Raw genomic sequence first — 23,755 nt, forward strand, 5'->3', positions numbered from 1 at the left:
TCCTTAAGCAGCGACCGACGCGAGCTGCGGCACTTTCGCCGTCGGCCTCCGCCTGATCACCAACGCCATCAGGGCCGCCGCCGCGCACAGGGCTCCTGAGGCGTACCAGACCATGTCGTAGGAGCCGAAGACGTCCCGGGCCACGCCGCCCAGGAAGGCCACGAGGGCGGCGCCGACCTGGTGGGAGGCGAGGACCCAGCCGAAGACGATGGCGCTGTCGTCGCCGTAGTGCTCGCGGCACAGGGCGACGGTGGGCGGGACGGTGGCGACCCAGTCGAGGCCGTAGAAGACGATGAAGAACAGCATCGGGGGGTGGACCGAGGGCGCCAGGAGCATCGGCAGGAACAGGAGGCTGATGCCGCGCAGGGCGTAGTACACCGCGAGCAGGCGACGCGGCTCGAAGCGGTCGGTGAACCAGCCGGAGGCGACCGTGCCGACGACGTCGAACACCCCGATCACCGCGAGCAGCGAGGCCGCCGCCGTCACCGGCATGCCGTGGTCGTGCGCGGCGGGCACGAAGTGGGTCTGGATCAGACCGTTGGTGGAGGCGCCGCAGATCGCGAAGGTGCCGGCCAGCAGCCAGAAGGGGCCGGTGCGGACGGCCGAGGCCAGCACCCGCACGGTGCGGCGGGCGGCGCCCTGCGCGGGCGGCGGCTTCGCCACGAACTCCTTCGCGCCGTACGGCTTCACCCCCACGTCCGCCGGATGGTCCCGCAGCAGCAGCCAGACGAAGGGCACGACGGCCAGGGCCGCGAGGGCGACCGTGACCGCCGCCGGACGCCAGCTGTGGTGCTCGACGATCCACGACAGCACCGGCAGGAAGATCAGCTGGCCGGAGGCGGACGCGGCGGTCAGGATGCCCGTCACCAGGCCCCGCCGCTCGGTGAACCAGCGGTTGGTGACCGTGGCCGCGAAGGCCAGCGCCATCGAGCCCGAGCCCAGGCCGACCAGCAGGCCCCAGCACAGCAGCAGCTGCCAGGCCGAGTCCATCCACACCGTCAGACCGGAACCGAGGGCGATGACCGTCAGGGCCACCGCGACGACCTTGCGGATGCCGAAGCGGTCCATCAGCGCCGCCGCGAAGGGCGCGGTCAGGCCGTACAGCGCGAGGTTGATCGAGACGGCCGCGCCGATCGTGCCGCGCGACCAGCCGAACTCCTGGTGCAGCGGGTCGATCAGCAGCCCGGGCAGGGAGCGGAAGGCGGCCGCACCGATGATCGTCACGAAGGTGACGGCGGCGACGAACCAGGCGCGGTGGATGCGGTGGGTCTTTCCGGTGGACGGGGTTTCCTCTGCGGCGGCTGCCGCCTCGGTTGTCTGGGTCACGACATAGAGCATCCTGGCCGGAACCGGTCGTCACCACTGGCCCGAAGGACAGCATTCGTTAGAATCGGGCCATGAGTCCCGACAGGGGTACGGCCATGGAATCCATGGAGTTCCGCCCGCACCGTGTCGTCGTCCTCGCCATGGACGGCCTGCTCCCCTTCGAGCTGGGCATCCCGCACCGCATCTTCGGCCGTCCCAAGGACACCCTGGGCCGCCACCTCTACGAGGTTCTCACCTGCTCGGTCCGGCCACCCGGCCCGGTGCGCACGGACGCCGACTTCTCGATCCAGGTCGAGAACGGCCCGGAGCTGCTGGCCACCGCCGACACGGTGATCGTCCCGGCGTCGTACGAACTCGGCCCGGTCTTCGAGGAGGGCGTCCTCACCGACGAGCTGGCCGCCGCCCTCGCCCACATCCGCCTCGGCACCCGGCTCGCCTCGATCTGCACGGGCGTCTTCGTACTGGCCGCCGCCGGCTACCTCGACGGCCGCCCCGCGACCACGCACTGGGCGGAGACCGACCAGCTCCAGCGCCTCTTCCCGAAGGTAGACGTCGACCCGAACGTGCTGTTCATCGATGACGGCGACGTCCTGACCTCGGCCGGGGTGGCGGCCGGCATCGACCTGTGCCTGCACATGGTCCGCCGCGACCACGGCACGGCGGTCGCCAACGAGGTGGCCCGCCGCACGGTCGTACCGCCGCACCGCGACGGCGGACAGGCGCAGTACATCCACCGCCCGGTCCCCGAGCCCCAGGTGGCGACCACGACCGGCGCCCGCGCCTGGGCGCTGGGCAGGCTGCACGAGCCGATCCAGCTGCGCGACATGGCCGCCCAGGAAGCGATGTCGGTACGGACCTTCACGCGCCGCTTCCGCGAGGAGGTCGGCGTCAGTCCCGGCCAGTGGCTCACCCAGCAGCGCGTGGAGCGGGCCCGGCAACTGCTGGAGTCGAGCGATCTGTCGGTGGACCAGGTGGCGCAGGAGGCCGGCTTCGGCACCGCCCAGTCGATGCGCCAGCATCTGCAGGCGGCCCTGGGGGTGACCCCGACCGCGTACCGCCGGACCTTCCGCACCGGCGTCAGGGCCTGAGCACCCCGCGCGGTCAGAACGTGAGCACCCCGCGCGCCACCCGCCCCGCCTCCGCGTCGGCCTTCGCCTTCTCGAAGTCCTCGACGGGGTAGGTCTCGGTCACCAGCTCGTCCAGCAGCAGCCGTCCCGCCCGGTACAGCTCGGCGTAGAGGGCGATGTCGCGCTGCGGACGCGAGGAGCCGTAGCGGCAGCCCAGGATGGACTTGTCGAGGTACATGGCGGAGACGAGGAAGGACGCCTCCGCGGTGGCTGCCGGCACCCCCAGCAGCACCGCCTGCCCGTGCCGGTCGAGCAGGTCGATCGCCTGCCGGATCAGCTCGATGCGCCCGACGCACTCGAAGGCGTGGTCGGCCCCGTCCGGCAGGATCTCCTTCACCCCGTCGGTGGAGGTCAGGAAGTCCGTGGCCCCGAACCGCCGGGCCACCTCCTCCTTCGCCGGATTGGCGTCGACGGCGACGATCCTGAGCGCCCCCGCGATCCGCGCCCCCTGGATGACGTTCAGCCCGATCCCGCCGGTCCCGATGACGAGCACCGAGTCCCCCCGGTCCACCCGCGCCCGGTTGAGCACGGCCCCGACCCCGGTCAGCACCCCGCACCCGATGAGCGCGGCGGACGGCAGCGGAATGTCCTTCGGGATCCGCACCGCCTGCACGGCCTTCACCACGGTCCGCTCCGCGAAGGCCGAGTTGGAGGCGAACTGGTACACCTCCCGCCCGCCCTGCGTGAAGGGCCGCCCCGGCCGCCCGATCGCCTTGCGGCACATGGTGGGCCGCCCCCGGTCGCACTCGGCGCAGGCGCCGCAGTTGGCGAGCGTGGACAGCGACACATGGTCCCCCGGCGCCACGTGCGTGACCCCGGCCCCCACGGCCTCCACGACCCCCGCCCCCTCATGCCCCAGCACCACGGGCACGGGGAAGGGGATGGTCCCGTCGACCACGGACAGATCGCTGTGACACAGCCCGGCGGCCGAGATCGCGACCAGCACCTCCCCGGGCCCCGGGTCCCGCACCTCCAGGTCGTCGACGACCTCGACCCGCTTACCGTCGAACACCACACCGCGCATCAGACGACCCCCTTGGGCTCCCTCGGCAGGCCGAGCACCCGCTCGGCGATGATGTTGCGCTGCACCTGGTCCGAGCCGCCGTAGATGGTGTCGGCCCGCGAGAACAGGAACAGGTGCTGATCCGGGTCGAGCTCGTACGACGCCGAAGCCGACCAGTGCGAACCACTCACGGCCGCCCCGGCCCCCCGCACCAGCACCGCCAACTCCCCCAGCCGCTGATGCCAGTTCGCCCACAGCAGCTTCGCCACACTCGGCGCGCCCGCGTCACCGGAACCCCCCAGCGTGCGCAGGGCGTTCCACCGCATGACCCGCAACTCGGCCCACAGCCGCACGATCCGCTCCCGCACCACCGGATCCCCCGCCGCACCACTGCGCAGGGCGCCCCGCACAACCTCCGTCAACTCCTGTGCGAACCCGATCTGTTGGGCCAGGGTCGACACCCCGCGCTCGAACCCCAGCAGGCTCATCGCCACCTGCCAGCCCCGCCCCTCCCCCCCGACCAGATGCTCCACCCGCGCGCGTGCCCCGTCGAAGAAGACCTCGTTGAAGTCACTGGTCCCGGTCATCTGCCGGATCGGCCGCACCTCGATCCGCCCCGGCTGATCCATGGGCACGAGCAGAAAACTCAGCCCGTGATGCCGACGTGACCCGACTTCCGTCCGGGCGAGCACGAAACACCAGTCCGCCTCATGGGCGAGCGAGGTCCAGATCTTCTGCCCACTGATCCGGAACTCCGCCCCTTCCCGCACGGCGGAGGTCCGCACCCCGGCCAGATCGGACCCGGCCCCGGGTTCGCTGTACCCCTGACACCACAGCTCCTCCCCTGCGGCGACCGGGGGGAGGAAGCGGCTCTTCTGCTCGTCACTGCCGTGCGCGATGAGGGTGGGCGCGAGCAACTTCTCCCCGATGTGCCCGGACCGCACAGGCGCCCCGGACCGCGCATACTCCTCGGCCCAGACGACCTGTTGGGTGAGGGTGGCAGTCCGGTTCCCATAGCCCCCTTCGGACCACCCCAGCCCGATCCATCCGGCTTTGCCCAGGGCGCGTTCCCAAGAACGCCGGTCATCCGAGTCCGAGGTGTGTGTGGCGAGCCAGGCACGGGCCTCGTCGCGGAACACGTCATCCTCAGCAGAGAATCCAAATTCCACTGACGTCCCCTCTCAACACCGGTCGACTTCGCCCACCCAGGGGCGCGGGGAACTGCGCGACAAGCCACGAACAACCCGCACCCGCCAGCCCAGAACACCCCCCGAGGTCTCAGGCGTTCGGCCGAGCCCCATCCCGAGCAGCCCTCTCCATCTCCCGCAACCGCTCAAGCATCGGCATCGGATCCACCCCCACCGACCCCGGCAGGAACTCCGCAATCCGTTCCGGCGTCCAACCGCCGGAGGCATACGCGGCGCGCAACTCCCTCGGCTGCGCCCACACCGCGATCTTCGGCCCGGCCACCGTGTACACCTGCCCCGTCACCCCGGCCTCCCGAGCCCGCTCGGACAGCAGATACACGACCAGCGCGGCCACATCCTCCGGCTCCCCGATTTCAGAGAGCTCCATCGGCACATTGGCCGACATCCGCGTACGAGCGACAGGAGCCACCGCGTTCGCGGTCACCCCGTACTTGTTCAGGCCCAGCGCGGCGCTCCGCACCAGCGAGATGATCCCGCCCTTCGCCGCGCTGTAGTTCGCCTGCGAGACGGACCCCTGATGATTGCCGCTGGTGAACCCGATCATCGTCCCGGCCCGCTGCTTCCGCATGACGGCGGACGCGGCGCGAAAAACAGTGAACGTGCCCTTGAGATGCGTGGCGACCACCGGATCCCACTCCGCCTCGGACATGTTGAACAGCATCCGCTCCCGCAGGATCCCGGCGACGCAGACCACCCCGTCCAGCCGTCCGTACGACGACAGCGCCACCTCCACGACCCGCACGCCGCCGGCCATCGTGGACACGTCGTCGGCGACCGCGACCGCCTCCCCGCCGGCCGCCTCGATCTCTTTGACGACCGCTTCGGCGACCTCGCTCGTCGGTGACGCGCCGTCCACCGAAACGCCGTAGTCGTTGACCACGACCCGCGCTCCCTCGGCCGCCGCGGCCAGCGCCACCGCCCGGCCGATGCCCCGCCCGGCACCGGTCACGGCGACCACCTTGCCTGCCAAGAAGTTCCCCACGCCCGGCCCCTTCCCGCGATTTCTGACGGACCGTTAGATTTTATGGCGCGTCAGATACCTGGAGACAAGCCCCGGGGAGGGCCGATGTCGTTGCCCGCCGAGTTCCATGAGATCGCCAAGCGCGTGAACAACTGGGGGCGTTGGGGAGCCGACGACGAGATCGGCACCCTCAACCTGATCACCGACGAGGTCGTCCGCGAGGCCGCCGCGACCGTCCGCACCGGCCGCCGCGTCCCGCTCGCCCTGCCCCTGAAGCAGGACGGGGTGCAGTCGGGGATGATCCCGGGCCGGGTCAATCCGCTGCACGCGATGGTGCAGATCAACCAGGAGTTGTTCGGCCCGGGCACGGTGGCGTGCAGCGACGACGCCGTGACGATGGGCCTGCAGGCGGGCACCCACTGGGACGCGCTGACCCATGCCTCGCACTCGGGGAAGCTCTACAACGGCCGCCCCGCCGACACCGTGACCGCCCACGGCGGCGCCGAGTTCGCCGGCATCGACAAAGCGCGGCACGTCGTGTCGCGCGGGGTGCTGCTGGACGTGGCCCGCGCGCGGGGCGTGGACCGGCTGGAGGGCGGGCACGCCGTCACGCCGGAGGACCTGGAGGCGGCCGAGGACCTCGCCGGTACGCGCGTGCGCGCCGGGGACGTCGTGCTCGTACGGACCGGGCAGATCCAGGTGTATCTCGCCGGGGACCGGGACGGGTACGGCTACCCGTCGCCGGGGCTGTCGGTGCGTACACCGGAGTGGTTCCACGCGCGCGATGTGGCCGCGGTCGCCAACGACACCCTCACGTTCGAGATCTTCCCGCCCGAGATCGAGGACCTCTGGCTGCCCGTACACGCGCTCGACCTGGTGGAGATGGGGATGCTGCAGGGCCAGAACTGGAATCTCGAGGAGTTGTCCACAGCCTGTGGAGAAACCGGCCGGTACGCGTTCCTGCTGTCCGCGATGCCCGAACCCTTCGTCGGCGCGACCGGAACCCCGGTGGCCCCCGTCGCCGTTCTCTAGCGCCGACACCCGCACCCGCACCGGACGGCGGCGCGCGCTGCCCGCCCCGAGCACCGCACCGCGCACCGCCGACGCCGATCCACGACCCGCACTCGCCGAGGGCACCCGTCACCGGGGACCTCGCCGTCCCCTCGCGGCGAATCGATGCCCTCAAGCGTGATCAGACGGCCACAGGGCGTCAACACCCGTTCGGAGATTTGCCACTTATGTCCCGTTTTGCGGGCGCCGCGCACGGAGGCACACCCCGGCGCACGGTCGTCGCGGTACGGGGTACGGCGGCGTTCGCCGCACCCGCGCACCGACACCCGTGCACCGGCACCCACGCACCGGAGGTACCGGACGTACCGGTCCGGTCACACCGCCTCGAACGCCAGCCCCTCATAGGCCGACGCGCTCCCGGGGTACGCCACGGCGGCTCGCGCGGCCCCGTCGCACCGGTCCAGCTCGCACCAGATGCGCTTGCCCGCGCCGTCGGGGCTCCAGCCCCAGCGGTCCGCGAGCCCGTCGACGAGGGCGAGCCCCCGGCCGCCGGTCGCGTCGCCGTCCACACAGCGGGGCACCGGCGCCCGGGAACTGGCGTCGGCCACCTCGAGGCGGACGGTGGCCGAACCGGCCCCGCTGCCGGGCAGGGACAGCCGCAGCACGGCGGGCCGGCCGGTGTGCACGACGGCGTTGGTGACGAGTTCGGAGACGAGCAGGATCAGCGTCTCGGCAAGGGAGTCGTCGACCCCGACACCGGGCCCGGCGAGACGCGAACGCGCCCATTTCCGGGCTCGCCCCACCTCTGCGGGGTCGGGCCTCACTTCCAACTGCACCTGAAGCACCTGCACCGCTCACACCATCCGAACCGGCGGACACATGACCTCACGCCACGCACGCACCGCGACGAGGGCCACGATCGTAGCCATTTTCTGCATGGCCAGAACAACAGCCAGAACAGAGCCCAAGGCAGGGGTCACGGAACGTGAATCCCTTGCACGACAGCATGGTTGACGTACAGTCACCCCAACAAGCGCTTCGGGCATATTCCAGCGGGAAGGAGTACCCGTACGGCATACTGTGCGACGCTCACCACAAGCAGTCGAACAGGCCTGGTCCGGCCTCGCCCCAGGGGCAACACCGGCGTGGCGCGTGCTCGGAACCACTCGCATCCCACAGAAGGTACCGGAGCGCGCAGCCGACTCCGGGCCGTGACGGGTCACGCATAGGACACAACCCGATATCAACGCTCCGTGATTCCGGTATGCCACGATCCGCGACACACACGCGCGCGTGTCGGCGACGATCCCCAGCCCAGCCGCCTTTCACACCGTCAGCTCGTCAGCTGCGCCGCGAGCAATTCCTCACTCTCCGTACCGCCACCCGCACGCTGCGCCCGCACCCAGGCCCGCTTCAGATGCAGATGAACCTCGCTCTCCCAGGTGAAGCCCATACCGCCGTGCACCTGGAGACAGTCCCGGGCGCCGTGCACGGCCGCCTCGTCGGCCAGCAGCCGCGCGGCGGCGATGTCGGCCGCGTCGGCCGTGACGGCGGCCGCGTAGACGGCGGCGCGGGCGATCTCGGCGCGCACCAGGATCTGCGCGCACAGATGCTTCACCGCCTGGAAGGCCCCGATCGGCTGCCCGAACTGCTCGCGCGTCCGGGCGTGTTGCACGGCCAGCTCACACACGCGCGTGGCGGTACCCAACTGCTCGGCGGCCGTGAGCAGAACGGCGACAGGATCGATACGCCCGGGCGCGGGCACCCGGTGCAAGGGCGTCAACGGATCCACGGACCGCACAGGCACGGCCCCCTCGGCCCCCGCCCGCACGACGTCAGCCTCCTCCATCCACTCCACCAGCCGCCCGTCGACAGCCGCGACAACGGTCTCCCCGGTAGCCGCACCGGGCACGACCCCGGCGGCAAGGTGCGTGGCGACCAACGGCCCGGGCACGAGCCCCCGCCCAGCCTCCTCGAACGCCAACACGGCTTCGGGCAGCCCGAGTCCGGCACCCCCCTCGGCTTCGGACAGCCGCAACGAAAAGAACCCGAGGTCTCCGAGGTCCCGCCACAACTCCCGATCAAGACGGCGCCGTGAAACGTCGGGCTCAGGAGCGCTTCCAAGGGGCGCGGGGCTGTGTCGATTTGCGGCTCCGCCGCGGGGCGCGACCAGCCCCCACGAACCGTTCGCCGCCCGACGACCGATCACACCTCGCACGGCACCGCGCAAATCCATTTGCTCCGCGCTCAATTGAAACCGCACCGCTCACCTCACCTCCCCTTCGGCAGCCCCAATATCCGCTCGGCCACGATGTTCCGCTGAATCTGCGACGTACCGGCCGCGATCGTGTACGACAACGACGACAACCGATCCAGCACCCAGGGCCGATCGAGATCCAGCGCCCCCTCCCCCAGCACCTCCGCCGCCGCGTCGTACAGCTCCTGCCGCGCGTGCGAGTACCGCAGCTTGAACACCGAACCCCCCACCCCCGGCACCCCGCCGGAGGCCTCCGCCTCGCTGACGTTCCACTGCGTGAGCCGCCACAGCGCCCGGAACTCCGCGTTCAGCCTCCCCAGCCGCCGCCGCACCACCTGGTCGTCCCAACGCCCGTTGCGCCGGGCCTCGTCGGCGAGTTCACCCAGCACCCGACGGCAGGCGACGACCTCGCCCACGAACGCCGTGCCGCGCTCGAAGGACAGCGTGACCATCGTGACCCGCCACCCGTCGTTCTCGTCCCCCACCCGGTTCGCCACAGGCAACCGCACGTCGTCGAGGAACACCTCGGCGAACTCCGCGGACCCGGCGAGGGTCCGCAGCGGCCGCACGGTGACCCCCGGCGCGTCCATCGGCATGGCCAGCCAGCTGATGCCCCGGTGTTTCGGCGCCTCCGCGTCCGTGCGCACCAACAGCTCGCACCAGTCGGCGACTTCGGCGTGGGACGTCCAGATCTTGGAGCCGTTCACCACGTAGTCGTCGCCGTCTCTGCGCGCACGCGTCCGCAGGGACGCGAGGTCGGAGCCGGCGTCCGGTTCGCTGAAGCCCTGGCACCAGACCTCCTCCCCGCGCAGGATCGGCGGCAGCCACCGCGCCCGCTGCTCGTCCGTACCCTCGGCGGCGATGGTGGGCCCGGCGTGCAGCAGGCCCACGAAGTTCGCGCCGACGTAGGGAGCGCCGGCCCTCTCGGTCTCCTCCAGGAAGATGAGCCGGACCGTCGGCGAGGCGTCCCAGTGGACGTCGGCGTACCCGGCGTCGTACAGCATCCGTTGCCAGCCGAGGTCGTACGCCCGGCGTGCGGGCCAGTCGTCCGGGGACGGCTTCGCGGGCAGCGTGGGCAGCACCTTCGTGAGCCATTCGCGCAGCCGCGCCCGGAACTCCTCCTCCTCGGGCGTGTACGACAGGTCCATCAGCGGTCGAGGTCCAGGCCCAGCATGCGGATCGCGTTGCCCCGCATCAGCTTGTGGATCGTCTCGTCGTCGAGACCCTTGACATGGTCGAGGGCGACCTCCTTGGTGTGCGGGAAGGTCGAGTCGACGTGCGGGTAGTCGGTCTCGAAGGTGGCGTTGTCGCGGCCCACCGCGTCCAGTGAGGCGACCCCGTGCTTGTCGCGGAAGAAGCAGCAGAAGATCTGCCGGTAGTAGTACGTCGACGGCGGCTCGGGGATCGTGTCGCGCACCCCGCCCCACGCGCGGTGTTCCTCCCACACGTCGTCGGCGCGTTCCAGGGCGTACGGGATCCAGCCCATCTGCCCTTCTGAGTAGGCGAGTTTGAGCGTCGGGAACTTCACCAGGACCCCGCTGAAGAGGTAGTCCATCATCGAGGCCATCGCGTTGTTGAAGCTCAGCGCGGCCTGCACCGCGGGCGGGGCGTCGGGGGAGGCGGCCGGCATCTGCGAGGACGAGCCGATGTGCATGTTGACGACCGTCCCCGTCTCCTGGCAGATCGCGAAGAACGGGTCCCAGTAGCCGGAGTGGATGGACGGCAGCCCAAGGTAGGTGGGGATCTCGGAGAAGGTCACCGCGCGCACCCCGCGCGCGGCGTTGCGCCGGATCTCCGCGACCGCCAGGTCGACGTCCCACAGGGGGATCAGGCACAGCGGGATGAGCCGGCCGCCGCTGTCGCCGCACCACTCCTCGACCATCCAGTCGTTGTAGGCGCGTACACAGGCCAGCGCGACCTCCTTGTCGTGCGCCTCGGCGAAGGTCTGCCCGCAGAAGCGCGGGAAGGACGGGAAGCAGAGGCTGGCCTCGACGTGGTTGAGGTCCATGTCCGCGAGGCGCGCCTTCGGGTCCCAGCAGCCCCGCCGCATCTGCTCCCGGGTGATGCCCTCCAGGGTCATCTCGTCGCGGTCGAAGCCGACGGCGGCGATGTTGCGCTTGTACGGGAACTTCAGGTCCTCGTAGATCCACCAGTCCGTCGGTGGGCCCTCGGGGTCCATCGTGATCTGGTACTTGCCGCCCACGTAGGCGAGTTCACCGATCCCCGCGGTCAGCGGCTGCGGCCCCCGGTCCCGGTACTTGGCCGGCAGCCACGTGTCGAAGAGGTGCGCGGGCTCGATCACATGGTCGTCGACGCTGATGATGCGGGGCAGTTCGGTCATGGTTCCCCTCCGCCGGACGGTACGTATCTGATGACCCGTCAGATAGCATGTCACCTGACGAGTCGTCAGCCAAGCCAGGGGGCAGACATGACGGAGACCCCGCACACCCTGAGTTCCTCCCGGACGTTGTGGGAGCTGGTGGAGCGCCGCGCCCGGCTGACCCCCGAGCGTCCCGTGCTCCTCCAGGACGACCGCACGCTGACCTTCGGCGATCTGCGCACCCGGGCCGAGCGCGTGGCGGCCGGTCTGTACGACATGGGTGTGCGCCCCGGCACGGTGGTCGCCTGGCAGCTGCCCACCCGGATCGAGACGGCCCTGCTCTCCTTCGCGCTGGCCCGCCTGGGAGCCGTGCAGACGCCGGTCATCCCCTTCTACCGGGACCGCGAAGTCGGCTTCGCGCTACGGGAGTCGAAGGCGGAGTTCTTCGCGGTGCCGGGCACCTGGCGCGGCTTCGACCACACGGAGATGGCCCGACGGCTCGGCGCCAAGGGCGTCTTCGAGGCGTACGACGACCTGCCGGACGGCGACCCGGACCTCCTGCCTCCGCCGCCCGCCGAGGGCACCTCCGTACGCTGGATCTACTGGACCTCCGGCACGACCTCCGACCCCAAGGGCGTGCTGCACACGGACCGTTCACTGATCGCGGGCGGCTCGTGCCTGGCCCACGCCCTGCGCCTGTCGGCCGACGACGTGGGCTCGATGGCCTTCCCGTACGCGCACATCGCCGGGCCCGACTACACGGTGATGCTGCTGCTGTACGGCTTCCCGGCGGTGATGTTCGAGCAGTTCACGCTGCCGGACGCGCTGCAGGGCTATCGGCGGCACGGGGTGACGGTGGCGGGCGGATCCACGGCGTTCTACTCGATGTTCCTCGCCGAGCAGCGCAAACAGCCCGGGCGCAAGGTGATACCCACGCTGCGGCTGCTCGCGGGCGGCGGGGCGCCCAAGCCGCCGGAGGTGTACCACGCCGTCGTACGGGAGATGGGCGTGCAGCTCACCCACGGGTACGGGATGACCGAGGTGCCGATGATCACCATGGGGGCGCCGGACGACACCGTGGAGAACCTCGCGACGACCGAGGGGCGGCCGCCGGAGGGGATGGAGATACGGGTCGTCGACGGGGAGGTGCGGCTGCGCGGGGAGGCGGTATGCCAGGGCTATCTGGACCCCGCGCAGACGGCGGAGGCCTTCGACGAAGAGGGGTTCCTGCGCACCGGGGACCTGGGGTTCGTGAAGGACAGCGGGCATCTGGTGCTCACCGGGCGGCTGAAGGACGTGATCATCCGCAAGGGCGAGAACATCTCCGTGAAGGAGATCGAGGATCTGCTGGCCGCGCATCCGGCGGTCGGGGACGTCGCCGTGATCGGGCTGCCGGACGCCGAGCGCGGCGAGCGGGTCTGCGCGGTCGTGGAACAGGCGCCCGGGGCCGAGGAGTTGACCCTGGCCGCCATGACGTCGTACCTGCGCGCGGAAGGGCTGTCCGTGCACAAGCTGCCGGAGCAGCTCGAGGTGGTGGACGCCCTCCCACGCAACGAGACGCTGCGGAAGGTGCTCAAGTACAAGCTGCGCGAGCGCTACTCGGGGACCGCGGCGGCCGGGAGCGCTACTCGGGCACCGTGAAGTAGCGGGCGAACGCCGGGACGATCTCGGCCTCTCCCACCCTGCCGTCGCTGTCGCCGTCGAGGCCCGCGGCGGCCGCCTCGGCGACGGCCTGGTCGACCCCGAGCACCCGCAGCACCCGCGCGGTGTCGGCGACCGTGGCCGCTCCGTCGCCGTCCGTGTCGGCCACGGCGATCGCCGCGTGCAGGAAGGGGCGGGCGATCTCGGCGAACCGCTCGGGGTTGTCCCGCAGCCGCTTGACCGCGCCGGTGACGAACTCCTCGCGCGTGATGCGCTGGTCGCCGTCCCGGTCCGCTATCCCGGCCATGCCCTGCCACAACGCCTCCGCACCGGCGTACAGCGCCTGCCCCTTGTCGGAGCGGGCCGCGACGGCGAACTCGGCGAGCAGCGCCTTGGCCGCCGTGCCGAAGTCCTCGCGGTCGATGTAGCCGTTGCCGTCCTGGTCGAAGGTGGCGAACCGGGCGGCGATCCTGCGCTCGTACTCGCTGCTGACCATGTCTTCTCAGGCCGCCTTACTCGCGTCGGGTGCATATATCTGGACGGAGCGTACGACGAGCGGGCCTGCCGGGGCGCGGTGGAGCGGCACTTGTGCCAGGACCGGGTGAATTCCGGGACAACCGTGTGGCAATGACCTGGTGACATCCCTTGACATACCGCGGCATACCGTGAAATCCGGTGGCGCCTACGCCGAGAGCGGGCCGGCCTCTTCGGTGACGGCCTCGTCCAGACCGGCGTACACGTCGAACAGACGGCGCACCCCGAGGGCGCCCAGGACCCGGTTGACGTGGGAGCCGTCGACCGCGCCCTGCGCCGGGAGGATGAGGCGCAGGTTGCCGTGGCAGGAGCGGAAGAGCCGGCGGGCGGCGATCAGTACGCCGACGCCGCTGGAGTCGCAGAAGAACACCTCGGAGAGGTCCAGGACGAGACTGTGGCGGCCCTCGGCCACCGCGTCGTGCACCCGCTGCCGCAGCACCGGGGACGACACCAGGTCCAGCTCGCCCGACACACGCAGCACGGCCCAGTCGCCCTGCTCGTCGCCGGTCACATGAAAAGTCACCACCATGCCCTTCGCTCGCCGGCCCCCCGCAAACGGAAGCCGTTCCTACGCTTCCTTGCAGCGCGGCTGCCCAGCGGCCTTGCCCGCAAACTCCGCGACGGAAACGGAAAGCGATCGAAAGAGGCTTGTTTTAGTCGCCTTCGATCCTGTTCGATCAGTTCTGCACCGGGTAGGCGAACGCCCACTATCACCTGCGGCTCTCTCGGGGGCGCGCATTGCGACAAAGGGGCGTGCGCCGACATGGGTGCCGACTACATTCGAGAAGACGGTGAGCGCACGCTGAGCACAGGCGAGAACACGGGTGAGGGGGGCCGCATGGCGAAGAAGGACGCACCGCCCCGCTGGGACCGCAAGATGCAGCAGCGACTGGCACGCGGTGAGGCGGCCGCGCTCGGCGAGCTCTACGACCGGTTCGCCTCGCTCGTGCACGGCCTCGCCCATCGCGTCCTCGGTGACGAGAGCGCCGCCGACGGCATCACGCGTGACGTCTTCGTCCATGTCTGGGAGCACCCCGAGCGCTACGACCCCAAGGAGGGGCCGCTGCGCACCTGGGTCGCCACGCTGACCCACAGCCTCGCCGTGCAACGGCTGCGCGCCACGGAGACCGCCGCGCTGGCCCAGGGCACCGGCGGCTCGCCCGAGGAACTGGAACGCAGGGTCCGGCGTGCCTCGGTCGCCGCCCGTGCCGACTACATCGTCACCTCCATGCCCGCTCCGCTGCGCGCCGCGCTGGACCTCGCCTACTTCCAGCGCCGCGACTACCGCCAGACCGCCGCCGACCTCGGCGTCACCGAGGACGAGGCCCGCCGCCGCCTCCGCCTGGGCCTCCAACTCCTGTCCACAGCCCACGACACCGGCACCCCGCCCGAACCCGGGGGTGCGGTGTGAGCGACTTCGAAACGTTCGACGAGAACGGCGACTTCGAGGGCGGGGAGGCCAAGGAGGAGGAGCGGCAGCAGCAGCCGGGCGACGGAGATTTCGGCGCCAAGAATCCGGGCGCCGCGAGCGGACCTGCCGCGACGGACCGACCGGGAACCGGAAAAGCCGGGGAGGGCGCCACCGGAGGCGGGCCTGGCGCCGGCGTGAAGGGCGGGCCGGGCGGCGGTGGAGCCGCGGAAGGCGCCGCCGCAGGCGGGACGGGTGGTGGTGCGTGGCGGTCGCCGCGGATACCCATGCCTCGTGCCTCCGTCGAGGACGGGGAGCTGCCGTTGCCCGCGTCCGTCGCGGTGCCGGTCGCGCTGGAGCATCAGGTGTTGAAGTCGCTGCTCGGCGCCTGGGCGCTGGCCGCGTGCTCGGCGGAGGAGACGGCGGCCGTCGAGGACCACCTGGGCGGCTGCGGCACCTGCGCGGACGAGGCGCGGCGGCTGCGTGAGGCCGTGGGCCTGCTGCACCCGCCGGAGAGCCTCGACCTGGACCCCGCGCTGCGCACCCGCGTCCTGGCGGGCTGCCTCGGCCGGCGCCCTCCGCGCATCCCGGTGCCCGAGTGGGCGGCGCCGTACGACGCGGAGACGGCCCGGCTCGACGCCCTGCTGCAGGACATAGGCGACGCCGAGTGGCACGCCCCCGTACGGCTGCGGTGGTTCGAGCGCGACGGGGCGGAGAGCCGCCGTACGACGGTCGCCGGGGTCATCGCCCACCTCCTCTCCGTCGACGGGCTCGTCGCGGTCGCGCTCGGCCTGGAGGACCCCCTCGGCGAGATCGTCGCCGAGGTCCCTACCCCGGCGGCGCGCACCGAGGCGTACTGGCGCACCTCGCACTTCCCGCCGACCCGGGGCATCAGGGCGCCGTGGCGCGAGCAGACCCACGACCTCGTCCGCACCGTCTCCTTCACCGGCGGCTCGGGCTCCGCCCGGCTGGCCGTCTCGTACGGCGACTTCGAACTGCCGCTGCACGACGCGATGCTGGACCGCGCGTTCGAGTGCTGGGTGCACGCGGAGGACATCGCCGAGGCGGTCGACTACCCGTACGAGCCGCCGTCCCCGCGTCATCTGCACCGCATGATCGACCTGGCGGCCCGCATGCTGCCCGCGGTGCTGGCGGAACGCCGGCGGTCGGGGCTGGCCGCGGCCGCGGAGGGCCGCCACCTCGGGGTCGCCGGGTCACCCGGCCGCAGCCTGCGTCTGGAGATCGAGGGTTCGGGCGGCGGCGAGTGGCTGATCCCCCTGGACTCCCCGGCGGCGGTGGGCTCGGAGGAGTTCGAGGTCGCGCATGTGGCCCTGGACGGGGTGGAGTTCTGCCGGTTGGCCGCGGGCCACGTGCCTCCGGCGGAGGCGGCGGCGGGTCAGGTCGGTGACCGTCAGGCCATCCGGGATGTTCTGTTCGCGGCGGCGGCGATGAGCCGGATGTAGGGACTGGTTGCGGGTTCGTCGGCGACTGCGGGTGAGTGGGGGCCGTTCGCGCCCACGCGGCGGAGCCGCGAATCGATACATCCCCGCGCCCCTGAAGGCACGTTCAGCTGAGCTTTTTCAGGGGCGCGGGGAACTGCGCGAACGGCCCCCGCTCACCCGCAGCCGCCGACGAACCCAGAACCCCCCGAGCCACTAGGCGAACACAACCGTCCGTCGTCCATTGAGCAGAATCCGCCGCTCCGCATGCCACTTCACGGCCCGCGCCAGCGCCTGGCACTCCACGTCCCGCCCGATCGCCACCAGCTGGTCCGGCGTGACGTCGTGACCCACCCGCTCGACCTCCTGCTCGATGATCGGCCCCTCATCCAGGTCGGCGGTCACATAGTGCGCCGTCGCCCCGATCAGCTTCACACCCCGCGCATGAGCCTGGTGGTACGGCTTCGCACCCTTGAAGCTCGGCAGGAAGGAGTGATGGATGTTGATGATCCGCCCGCTGAGCTGCTTGCACAGGTCGTCCGACAGCACCTGCATGTAGCGGGCCAGAACCACCAGCTCCACGTCGTTCTCGCGGACGAGCTCCAGCAGCCGCGCCTCCGCGTCGGCCTTCGTCTCCCTCGTCACCGGAATGTGGTGGAAGGGAATGTCGTACGACCCCACCAGCTCCGCGAAGTCCGTGTGGTTGGACACCACCGCCGCGATCTCCACCGGCAGCGCCCCGATCCGCGCCCGGAACAGCAGGTCGTTCAGGCAGTGCCCGAACTTGCTGACCAGGAGCACGATCCGCATCTTCTCGTCGGCCTCGTTGATCTGCCAGTCCATGTGGAAGGAGTCCCCGATCGCCGCGAAGCTCGCCCGCAGCTTGTCCACCGTGACCGGGGCGTCCGCCGAGAAGTGGACGCGCATGAAGAACAGACCCGTGTCGTGGTCGCCGAACTGCTGGCTGTCCTCGATGTTGCAGCCGGTCATGAAGAGATAGCTCGACACGGCGTGCACGATGCCCTTCTTGTCAGGGCAGAAGAGCGTGAGGACGTACTGATCGGCGGGGGGCGCCTCGGTTCGGGTGGACTGCTCGTTCATGCCCGCCATGGTCCCACGAGCAGGCCGCCGGGCGGACCCGCGTCCGTCACGCGGACCGCGTCATGATCCGCAGCAGCTCCAGGGTGCGCGGCGGCGCGTCCGGGTCCTCGCCGTCGGCCACCGCCAACCGCACGTGCGCGTCCCGCGCCGCCCGCACCGCGTCCGGCCACCCGGCGTTCTCCATGTACACGGAGACCGGGGCGTCCGGGCCGACCTGGTGCATGATCCGCAGCACCCGCAGCACCGCGGTGTCGACGAGGGCCGCCTCCTGCGAGTCGCGGAAGATCGTGCCGACGTACTTCTCGGCGGACCAGTTGTCCAGCCAGGTGTCCTCGACCAGGCGGTACACGGCGTCGGTGACGTCCCCGTACCCGTCGACCCCGGCCAGCCAGACGTTCTGCTGGAACACCGGGTCGGAGAGCATGTGCAGCGCGGAGCGCACATTGCTGCGCCAGCGCCACCACGGCATGTCGTTCAGTGGCATGCCGCCCATGGTGGATGAGCGACGCCCGCGTCGGGAAGGGTTCTCCGTACCTTGCACGGTCACTGATCGTACGTTCTTCCCATCGGGCCCCTCTCTGACCCCTGCAATTCACCTTGGTGTCACCGATCGATAACCGAGGGTCACCCCCGGGTTACGGATGTGGCGGAAGCGTGTGTGCCCATGACCGGCAGGCGACGCACCCGCAGCACCTTCCTCCCCACACTCAACCGGCCCGTCAGAGCAACCGTCCGCATGGCGGGGGCCCTGGCCGCGTGCGCGTCCCTCGCCGCAGGATGCGGTGTCATCCCCGGTGCCACGGGGGGCGGCGGGGACGACTCGATCACCGTCATGACCTGGGCCCCGCAGGACACCAGCGCCACCAACAAGCCCGGCATGCCCGCCTTCGCGCAGGCCTACGCCCGCTGGATCAACGCCAAGGGCGGTATCAACGGCCGCAAGCTGAAGGTCCTGACCTGCAACGACCACAACGACAGCGTGGCCGCCGCCAAGTGCGCACGCGACGCCGTGAAGGCCGGGGTCGTCGCCGTCGTCGGTTCCTACAGCCAGTTCGGCGACTCCTACCTGCCCGACCTGGAGGGCGCGGGCATCCCCTACATAGGCGGATACGGCGTCACCACCGCAGAGTTCACCAGTCCGCTGTCCTACCCGGTCAACGGCGGCCAGCCCACGCTGCTGGCCGGCCTCGGCAAGGAACTCGCCGCGAGCTGCGGCCCCGTGGCGCTGGTACGCGCCGACACCATCGCGGGCGACGAGCTGCCGCCCATGCTCGACGCGGGGCTCGGCGCGGGCGGGCACAAGCCGGCCATCGACCAGCGGGCGGCGGAGGACACCACCGAGTACACGCAGCCGGCGGCCGACGCGCTGGACGCCACGACCGGCGACCCCACGAAGAAGGGGTGCGTCATCCCCTCGCTCGGGGACGGCACCAGCACCTTCATGGACTCCTTCCAGCGCGCCCGCCAGGGCCGTCCCGCGGTGCGCACCGCGGCCACCCTGGACAGCGTCGACCAGACGGCCATCAACGAGTCCGGCGCGCAGCGGGGCCCGTACGAGGGGGCGTACATCACCGGCTGGTACCCGCCGGCCGGCGACCCGCGCTGGGACGGGATGAAGAAGGTGATCAGCACGCAGGCCTTCGGGGACAACCGGATCGACGCCGCGGACGCCGGGGTGCAGACGACGTGGATCGCCTACACCGTGCTCACCAAGGTCGTCCAGTCGCTCGGTGGCGGCGACGTGACCTCCGACGCGATCCGCCGGGCCCTGGACGACGGTCTGAAGGTCTCCACCGGCGGTCTCACGCCGACCCTGCGGTGGGGCACCCAGGGTCCCCTGGCGAGCATCGGTTTCTCCCGCGTCGTCAACGCCGACGTCACCCTTCAGGTGGTCAGGCAGGGTCAGCTCGTGGCGGCGCGCAAGGGCTTCGTGGACATGACGAGGGCGCTGCAGGACGCGCAGGTCGACTGACCCGCGCGCCGCTCACTCACAGCTGGGTCGGCCGGCGCTGGGTCAGGCCGTAGGTCTTCGCGATCGCGTTCCACAGGTCGGCCGCCTCAGCCTTCTGCTGGCTGGCGGTGCCGCTCGCGCGGTTGCCGGCCGCGGTCTGGCCCGTGGTGCGGGCCTGGCCCTTCTTGCAGCCCTTCTTGTTGCCGCCGACCTGGTCGGCCCAGGCCGCGTAGTGGTTGTCGGCCGCCGCGGAGGCCTGCCAGGCCCGGTTGAGGGCGGTGGTCAGGGCCGCGTGGTTCGGCAGCTTGTCCACGGACAGGCCGGAGAGGCTGGTGACCAGCTGGGTGCGCTGCTTGGCGGCGTCACGCAGGTCCGAGGCCGCTCCGTCCAGGTTCCGGCAGGCCTTCACGTTCGCCACAGCGGCGATCACCGAGGCCCGGCTGTTGCCGCTGTCGGACAGCAGCTTGTCCAGGGCGACGGCCTGCTGCTTCGCGGGGTCCGCGGCGGACGCCGAGGAGGATCCGCCGGACGCGGGCGCGGTGGCGGAGACGGTCTGGTTCTTGTCCTTGCCGCCGCCACCTCCGCCGAGCATCGCGCCGGCCCCGACCCCGATCACCACGATGCCGATGCCGACGGCCGCGATGAGCGGCACCTTCGACCGGCCACGGCCCCCGCGCGTCTCCTGCGGCGGCGGGTAGGAGGCGGGGGGCTGCTGGCCGTACGACGGCTGGGGCGCCTGCCGGCCGTACGAGGGCGCCGACTGCTGCCCGTAGGGCGGCTGGGCGGCGGGGGGCTGCTCGTAGCGGGGCAGCTGCTGCGTGGCCCCGGCGGGGCCGTCACCGCCCGGCCCGCTGCGGAACAGGTTGTCGAACTCGGCGGGCGGCTGCCGGTCCGCGCCGGGCTGGGCACCGTAGGGGGCCTGATCGGTCACGGGCGGCAGATACTGCGTGGGCTGCGCGTCCGGACCGGCGGCGGGCATCGGCCCGGCCCCCGCGGGCGGCAGATACTGCGTGGCCTGCGCGTCCGGGCCGCCGACCGGCACGGGCCCGGCACCCGCGTGCGGGTCGTGCGCCTGAGGGGTTCCCGGGAATCCGGTGGCGCCGGCCGCGCCTTGCGGGGCGTGCGTCTGCGGGGCGCGGCCCGCGAACCCCGCCGCGCCCGTCCCTGCCTGCGGGTCGTGCGCCTGCGTGCCGTGCCCCGCGAACCCGGCCGCTCCGGCTCCCGTCTGCTGGGCGTGCCCCGGGAACCCGGTCGTCCCGGCCCCCGTCGGCCCACTGACCTCGGGCGGCAGCGCGCCCGGGCCGACCGGCGGGATGTACTGGGTCGCGGCCTCGTCACCGTTCGCGGGGACGGGCGGCAGGAACTGGGTGGCGCCTTCGCTGCCGGGCACGGGCGCACCGGCGGGCATGCCGGAACCGGTGACCGGCGGTATGTACTGGGTCGCCCCTTCGTCGGCCGCGGGGGGCAGGGGGGCGCTGAAGCCGCCGGAGCCGGTGGGGGTGCCGTAGCCGTCGTTGGCAGGCGGCAGGGGCTGGGAGGCGGAGGTGGAGGCGGACGTGGAGGTGGTCCACTGGTCGGGGGCCGCCCAGGACTGGTCCGGCGGGCTCGGCCAGGACTGGGCCTGGGGCGGCGCCGGGCTCTGGTGCTGGTCGGGGCCCCAGGGCGTGCCCCAGGACTGGCCGCCGGGCGGGGCCGCGGCCGGGGTCTGCGGGCCGGCCTGCTGCTGGGCGGAGGAGCCGCCGTAGGAGGCGGTGTGACCGCCCGGTGCCGCGGGCTGGGCGTTCAGCATGCCCGGGAGCAAAGGTTCGCCGCCGTCGGAGGGCAGCACGATGCCTTCGCGCGCTTCGCGCGGCGAGGGCTTCTCGCCCTGTCCACTCTGCGTCACCGGGACTCCTACACATGGGGGACCTTGTGAATCGTCGGCTCACGCTACCGGGTCCCCCGAGCCGGGTGCCACGCAGCTCAGGCCTCAACCTCCTTACCTGTGACAGCCGTAACAGAATCGCTCTACAGCACGCTCCTTATGTCCACCGCGCGCGCGAACCCGCACGGCAACCGGCCGTTTCCCGCAGCTTCACGCATCCGGAACCGGCCGGTCACCCGCCCTCACGCCGCCGCCTGCAACTCCATCCGCGCCCCGAACTCCCGCACCACCGGTTCCTCCCGGTACGGCTCGAGCCGCTGCTGGAAGTCCTCCAGGTACTCGGCGCCCCGGTTGGAGCGGAGGGTCTCCAGCAACTCGACCGCTTTGAGGCCGGTGTTGCAGGCCTGCTCGATCTCGCGCTGCTGCACCTGCGCGGTGGCCAGCAGCACGTATCCGATGGCCCGCCTGCGTGCCTTCGTCTCCGGCAGCCCGGCCAGCGACTGCTCCGCGCACCGCGCGGCCGCCTCGGCCTGTCCGAGGTCGCGGTGGCAGTGCGCCAACTCGTCGGCTAGATACGCCTCGTCGAAGTGCGTGATCCACGCCGGGTCGTCCCCGGAGTCGGCGTCGGCCGCCTCCAGCGCGCTCACCGCCCGCCCGGACGCCAGCTGGGCCGCCCGCGCGTCGCCCATCAGGGCGTGCCCGCGTGCCTCCGCCGCGTAGAACATCGACTCCGCGCGCGGGGACACGCGCCCCCGCGCCCCCTCCTGCGCCGCTCGCGCCAACTGAGCGATCTCCCGCGGGTTTCCGAGCTGCGCGGCGAGATGGCTCATGGAGGCGGCCAGCACATAGCCGCCGTACCCCCGGTCGCCCGCCGCCTGCGCGAGCCGCAGCGCCTGGATGTAGTACCGCTGGGCCAGGCCCGGTTGGCCGGTGTCGACGGCCATGTACCCGGCGAGCTCGGTGAGTCGGGCGACCGCGGCGAACAGGTCACGGCCCACCGCCTCCCGGTACGACCCCGCCAGCAGGCCTGAGACGACGCTGTTGAGGTAGTGCACGACGACCGGGCGCACATGCCCGCTGCCGTACTGGTGGTCCAGGTCGACGAGGGCCTGGGTCATCGCCCGCACGGCCGCCACGTCGGACTGTCCGACGCGCGGGCCCGCCGAGCGCGCCACCTGCGCGTCCGGTGAGGAGATCAGCCAGTCCCGGCTCGGCTCCACCAGCGCGGACGCGGCGACGGAGGAGCCGGACAGGAAGTCCCGCCGCCCGACGTCACTGCGCCACAGCTCGCAGACCTGCTCGATGGCTCCCAGTACCGTCGGCGAGAACTGGAGCCCGACGCCCGAGGCGAGGTTCTTGCCGTTGGCCATGCCGATCTCGTCGATCGTGACCGTACGGCCGAGTTTGCGGCCCAGCGCCTCCGCGATGATCGCGGGCGCCCGGCCCCGCGGCTGCTGTCCGCGCAGCCAACGGGCCACGGACGTCTTGTCGTAGCGCAGGTCGAGGCCGTGCTCGGCGCCGCACATGTTGACCCGGCGGGCGAGCCCGGCGTTCGAGCACCCCGCCTCCTGGATGAGCGCCTGCAGCCGTTCGTTCGGCTGCCGCGCGACGAGAGGCCTTGCGGCCATTGGCACTACCCCCTGTGGCTGCGGTGCCTGCCCACGCACCGAGTTGGCGTGTCCTTCCCTACCGGATCCCTCGCCGTGGGGGGCGAAAAGATCCGGCCGTGAAGATCAATGCCCCGCGGACATACCGAAAATGCGAGGCATGCGAGGATTGCCGGGGTAAAAGCTGATGCCGACCCCGCTACTGGCTACCCAGCTCACACCGGAGTTCCTCCTCTGCGCCCCCACGCGTGCACCCATGCGCCCCGATGCGGAATCGTTGCCCCTCCCCCGCGCATGTGGCGTGCGTAACCCCCGGTGATCACTAGAGTTGTGTTCATCGTGGACGAGACCATCGCGGGGCCCGAAACAGCCCGAATCCCGAAGCAGCGCGGAGAATCGCTGCTGGAGACCGCCGTTCGCTACGCCGAGGAGCGTCACTGGGACGTCTTTCCCGGCACCTGGCTGGAAGCCGTCGACGGGGTGCAGCACTGCTCCTGCGGTGAGGCCGGGTGCGATGCGCCGGGGGCGCATCCCGCACGGGAGGACTGGGCGACGCAGGCGACGGGCAGCGCGACCGTCGCCCGCCGGATGTGGCAGAGGCAGCCGACGGCGTCGATCCTGCTGCCGACGGGGCGGACGTTCGACGCGATCTCCGTCCCGGAGACGGCCGGGTTCCTGGCGCTGGCCCGCATGGAGCGCATGGAGTTGACGCTGGGTCCCGTGACGTTGACGCCGGACCGCCGGATGCACTTCTTCGTGCTGCCGGGTGCGTCGGCGAAGGTTCCCGACCTGGTACGCAAGCTCGGCTGGTCCCCCTCGTCCCTCGATCTGGCCGCACTGGGCGAGGGGGCGTACGTGGCCGCACCCCCCACCCGATACGGGTCCCGGGGGGCCGTGCAGTGGGCGTGCCGGCCCACCCCCGCCAACCGGTGGCTGCCGGACGCGGAGGAGCTGATCTCCCCGCTTGCCTATGCGTGCGGTCGGGACAAGTGAACTG

The 23,755-nt window shown here is 71.6% G+C and carries 21 protein-coding genes; 7 read left to right on the forward strand and 14 right to left on the reverse strand.

The window, feature by feature from the left end; genetic code table 11:
- Positions 1 to 3: 3 nt before the first annotated feature.
- Positions 4 to 1,326, reverse strand: a complete 1,323-nt coding sequence (locus ABZZ74_RS10105; RefSeq protein WP_356763049.1) for an MFS transporter — start codon at positions 1,324 to 1,326, stop codon at positions 4 to 6.
- A gap of 71 nt (positions 1,327 to 1,397) precedes the next feature.
- Here ABZZ74_RS10105 and ABZZ74_RS10110 point away from each other — a divergent pair, with 71 nt between their 5' ends.
- On the forward strand, positions 1,398 to 2,414 hold the full coding sequence (locus ABZZ74_RS10110; protein ID WP_356763051.1) for a helix-turn-helix domain-containing protein: 1,017 nt from the start codon (positions 1,398 to 1,400) through the stop codon (positions 2,412 to 2,414).
- 13 nt (positions 2,415 to 2,427) lie between these two features.
- On the opposite strand, the gene ABZZ74_RS10115 is transcribed toward ABZZ74_RS10110, so the two are convergent.
- The 3 genes from ABZZ74_RS10115 to ABZZ74_RS10125 form a co-directional block, all read right to left on the reverse strand.
- Positions 2,428 to 3,477 (reverse strand): Zn-dependent alcohol dehydrogenase, encoded by a 1,050-nt coding sequence (locus ABZZ74_RS10115; RefSeq protein ID WP_356763053.1) that lies wholly within the window; start codon positions 3,475 to 3,477, stop codon positions 2,428 to 2,430.
- A complete protein-coding gene (locus tag ABZZ74_RS10120) occupies positions 3,477 to 4,625 on the reverse strand; it encodes an acyl-CoA dehydrogenase family protein (protein ID WP_356763055.1) in 1,149 nt (382 codons plus the stop codon). Before ABZZ74_RS10120 ends, ABZZ74_RS10115 begins: the two co-directional genes overlap by 1 nt.
- Positions 4,626 to 4,734: 109 nt before the next feature.
- Positions 4,735 to 5,646 (reverse strand): SDR family NAD(P)-dependent oxidoreductase, encoded by a 912-nt coding sequence (locus ABZZ74_RS10125; RefSeq protein ID WP_356763057.1) that lies wholly within the window; start codon positions 5,644 to 5,646, stop codon positions 4,735 to 4,737.
- An 84-nt stretch (positions 5,647 to 5,730) separates the two neighbouring features.
- Between ABZZ74_RS10125 and ABZZ74_RS10130 the strand changes: the two genes are divergently transcribed.
- Positions 5,731 to 6,657, forward strand: a complete 927-nt coding sequence (locus ABZZ74_RS10130; protein WP_356763059.1) for a cyclase family protein — start codon at positions 5,731 to 5,733, stop codon at positions 6,655 to 6,657.
- Positions 6,658 to 7,010: 353 nt separating this feature from the next.
- Here ABZZ74_RS10130 and ABZZ74_RS10135 read toward each other — a convergent pair whose 3' ends face one another.
- The 4 genes from ABZZ74_RS10135 to ABZZ74_RS10150 all read right to left on the reverse strand — a co-directional run bounded on the left by ABZZ74_RS10135 (position 7,011) and on the right by ABZZ74_RS10150 (position 11,234).
- Complete coding sequence (locus ABZZ74_RS10135; protein ID WP_356763297.1) at positions 7,011 to 7,472, reverse strand: ATP-binding protein; 462 nt, start codon at positions 7,470 to 7,472, stop codon at positions 7,011 to 7,013.
- A 497-nt stretch (positions 7,473 to 7,969) separates the two neighbouring features.
- A complete protein-coding gene (locus ABZZ74_RS10140; protein WP_356763061.1) occupies positions 7,970 to 8,899 on the reverse strand; it encodes an acyl-CoA dehydrogenase family protein in 930 nt (309 codons plus the stop codon).
- An 8-nt stretch (positions 8,900 to 8,907) separates the two neighbouring features.
- Positions 8,908 to 10,041 carry an acyl-CoA dehydrogenase family protein gene (locus ABZZ74_RS10145; RefSeq protein WP_356763063.1) on the reverse strand — a complete coding sequence of 378 codons (1,134 nt, stop codon included), beginning with the start codon at positions 10,039 to 10,041 and terminating at the stop codon, positions 8,908 to 8,910.
- Positions 10,041 to 11,234 carry an amidohydrolase family protein gene (locus tag ABZZ74_RS10150; protein ID WP_356763065.1) on the reverse strand — a complete coding sequence of 398 codons (1,194 nt, stop codon included), beginning with the start codon at positions 11,232 to 11,234 and terminating at the stop codon, positions 10,041 to 10,043. Before ABZZ74_RS10150 ends, ABZZ74_RS10145 begins: the two co-directional genes overlap by 1 nt.
- Before the next feature lie 87 nt (positions 11,235 to 11,321).
- Between ABZZ74_RS10150 and ABZZ74_RS10155 the strand changes: the two genes are divergently transcribed.
- Entirely contained in the window at positions 11,322 to 12,854 is a 1,533-nt protein-coding gene (locus ABZZ74_RS10155; protein WP_356763067.1) for an AMP-binding protein, read from the forward strand.
- On the opposite strand, the gene ABZZ74_RS10160 is transcribed toward ABZZ74_RS10155, so the two are convergent.
- Positions 12,838 to 13,350, reverse strand: coding sequence for an EF-hand domain-containing protein (locus tag ABZZ74_RS10160; RefSeq protein ID WP_356763069.1), 513 nt, complete (start codon positions 13,348 to 13,350; stop codon positions 12,838 to 12,840). The genes ABZZ74_RS10155 and ABZZ74_RS10160 overlap by 17 nt on opposite strands.
- A 186-nt stretch (positions 13,351 to 13,536) precedes the next feature.
- On the reverse strand, positions 13,537 to 13,917 hold the full coding sequence (locus ABZZ74_RS10165) for an STAS domain-containing protein (protein WP_208782330.1): 381 nt from the start codon (positions 13,915 to 13,917) through the stop codon (positions 13,537 to 13,539).
- A gap of 309 nt (positions 13,918 to 14,226) precedes the next feature.
- On the opposite strand from ABZZ74_RS10165, the gene ABZZ74_RS10170 reads away from it, so the two are divergent.
- Entirely contained in the window at positions 14,227 to 14,799 is a 573-nt protein-coding gene (locus ABZZ74_RS10170) for a sigma-70 family RNA polymerase sigma factor (protein WP_356763071.1), read from the forward strand.
- A gap of 194 nt (positions 14,800 to 14,993) precedes the next feature.
- The gene (locus ABZZ74_RS10175; protein WP_356763299.1) at positions 14,994 to 16,259 is read left to right on the forward strand and encodes a zf-HC2 domain-containing protein; all 1,266 of its coding nucleotides are present in this window, start codon (positions 14,994 to 14,996) and stop codon (positions 16,257 to 16,259) included.
- Positions 16,260 to 16,451: 192 nt separating this feature from the next.
- Here the strand turns inward: ABZZ74_RS10175 and purU are convergent, their stop codons facing one another.
- Together purU and ABZZ74_RS10185 are read right to left on the reverse strand one after the other, a co-directional pair.
- Entirely contained in the window at positions 16,452 to 17,336 is an 885-nt protein-coding gene (gene purU / locus ABZZ74_RS10180) for a formyltetrahydrofolate deformylase (protein ID WP_356763073.1), read from the reverse strand.
- Positions 17,337 to 17,382: 46 nt separating this feature from the next.
- Positions 17,383 to 17,883, reverse strand: coding sequence for a hypothetical protein (locus tag ABZZ74_RS10185; protein WP_356763075.1), 501 nt, complete (start codon positions 17,881 to 17,883; stop codon positions 17,383 to 17,385).
- A 117-nt stretch (positions 17,884 to 18,000) separates the two neighbouring features.
- On the opposite strand from ABZZ74_RS10185, the gene ABZZ74_RS10190 reads away from it, so the two are divergent.
- Positions 18,001 to 19,308, forward strand: coding sequence for an ABC transporter substrate-binding protein (locus tag ABZZ74_RS10190; protein WP_356763077.1), 1,308 nt, complete (start codon positions 18,001 to 18,003; stop codon positions 19,306 to 19,308).
- Positions 19,309 to 19,324: 16 nt separating this feature from the next.
- On the opposite strand, the gene ABZZ74_RS10195 is transcribed toward ABZZ74_RS10190, so the two are convergent.
- A complete protein-coding gene (locus ABZZ74_RS10195) occupies positions 19,325 to 21,172 on the reverse strand; it encodes a hypothetical protein (protein ID WP_356763079.1) in 1,848 nt (615 codons plus the stop codon).
- A gap of 221 nt (positions 21,173 to 21,393) precedes the next feature.
- Entirely contained in the window at positions 21,394 to 22,779 is a 1,386-nt protein-coding gene (locus tag ABZZ74_RS10200) for a transcriptional regulator (protein ID WP_356763081.1), read from the reverse strand.
- Positions 22,780 to 23,088: 309 nt separating this feature from the next.
- Between ABZZ74_RS10200 and ABZZ74_RS10205 the strand changes: the two genes are divergently transcribed.
- Complete coding sequence (locus ABZZ74_RS10205) at positions 23,089 to 23,751, forward strand: bifunctional DNA primase/polymerase (RefSeq protein ID WP_356763083.1); 663 nt, start codon at positions 23,089 to 23,091, stop codon at positions 23,749 to 23,751.
- The last annotated feature ends 4 nt before the right edge of the window (positions 23,752 to 23,755 follow it).

Origin of the sequence: Streptomyces sp. NPDC006476 (genome assembly GCF_040612015.1) — a bacterium.
In the GTDB taxonomy this organism is placed as follows: Bacteria; Actinomycetota; Actinomycetes; order Streptomycetales; family Streptomycetaceae; genus Streptomyces; species Streptomyces griseorubiginosus_B.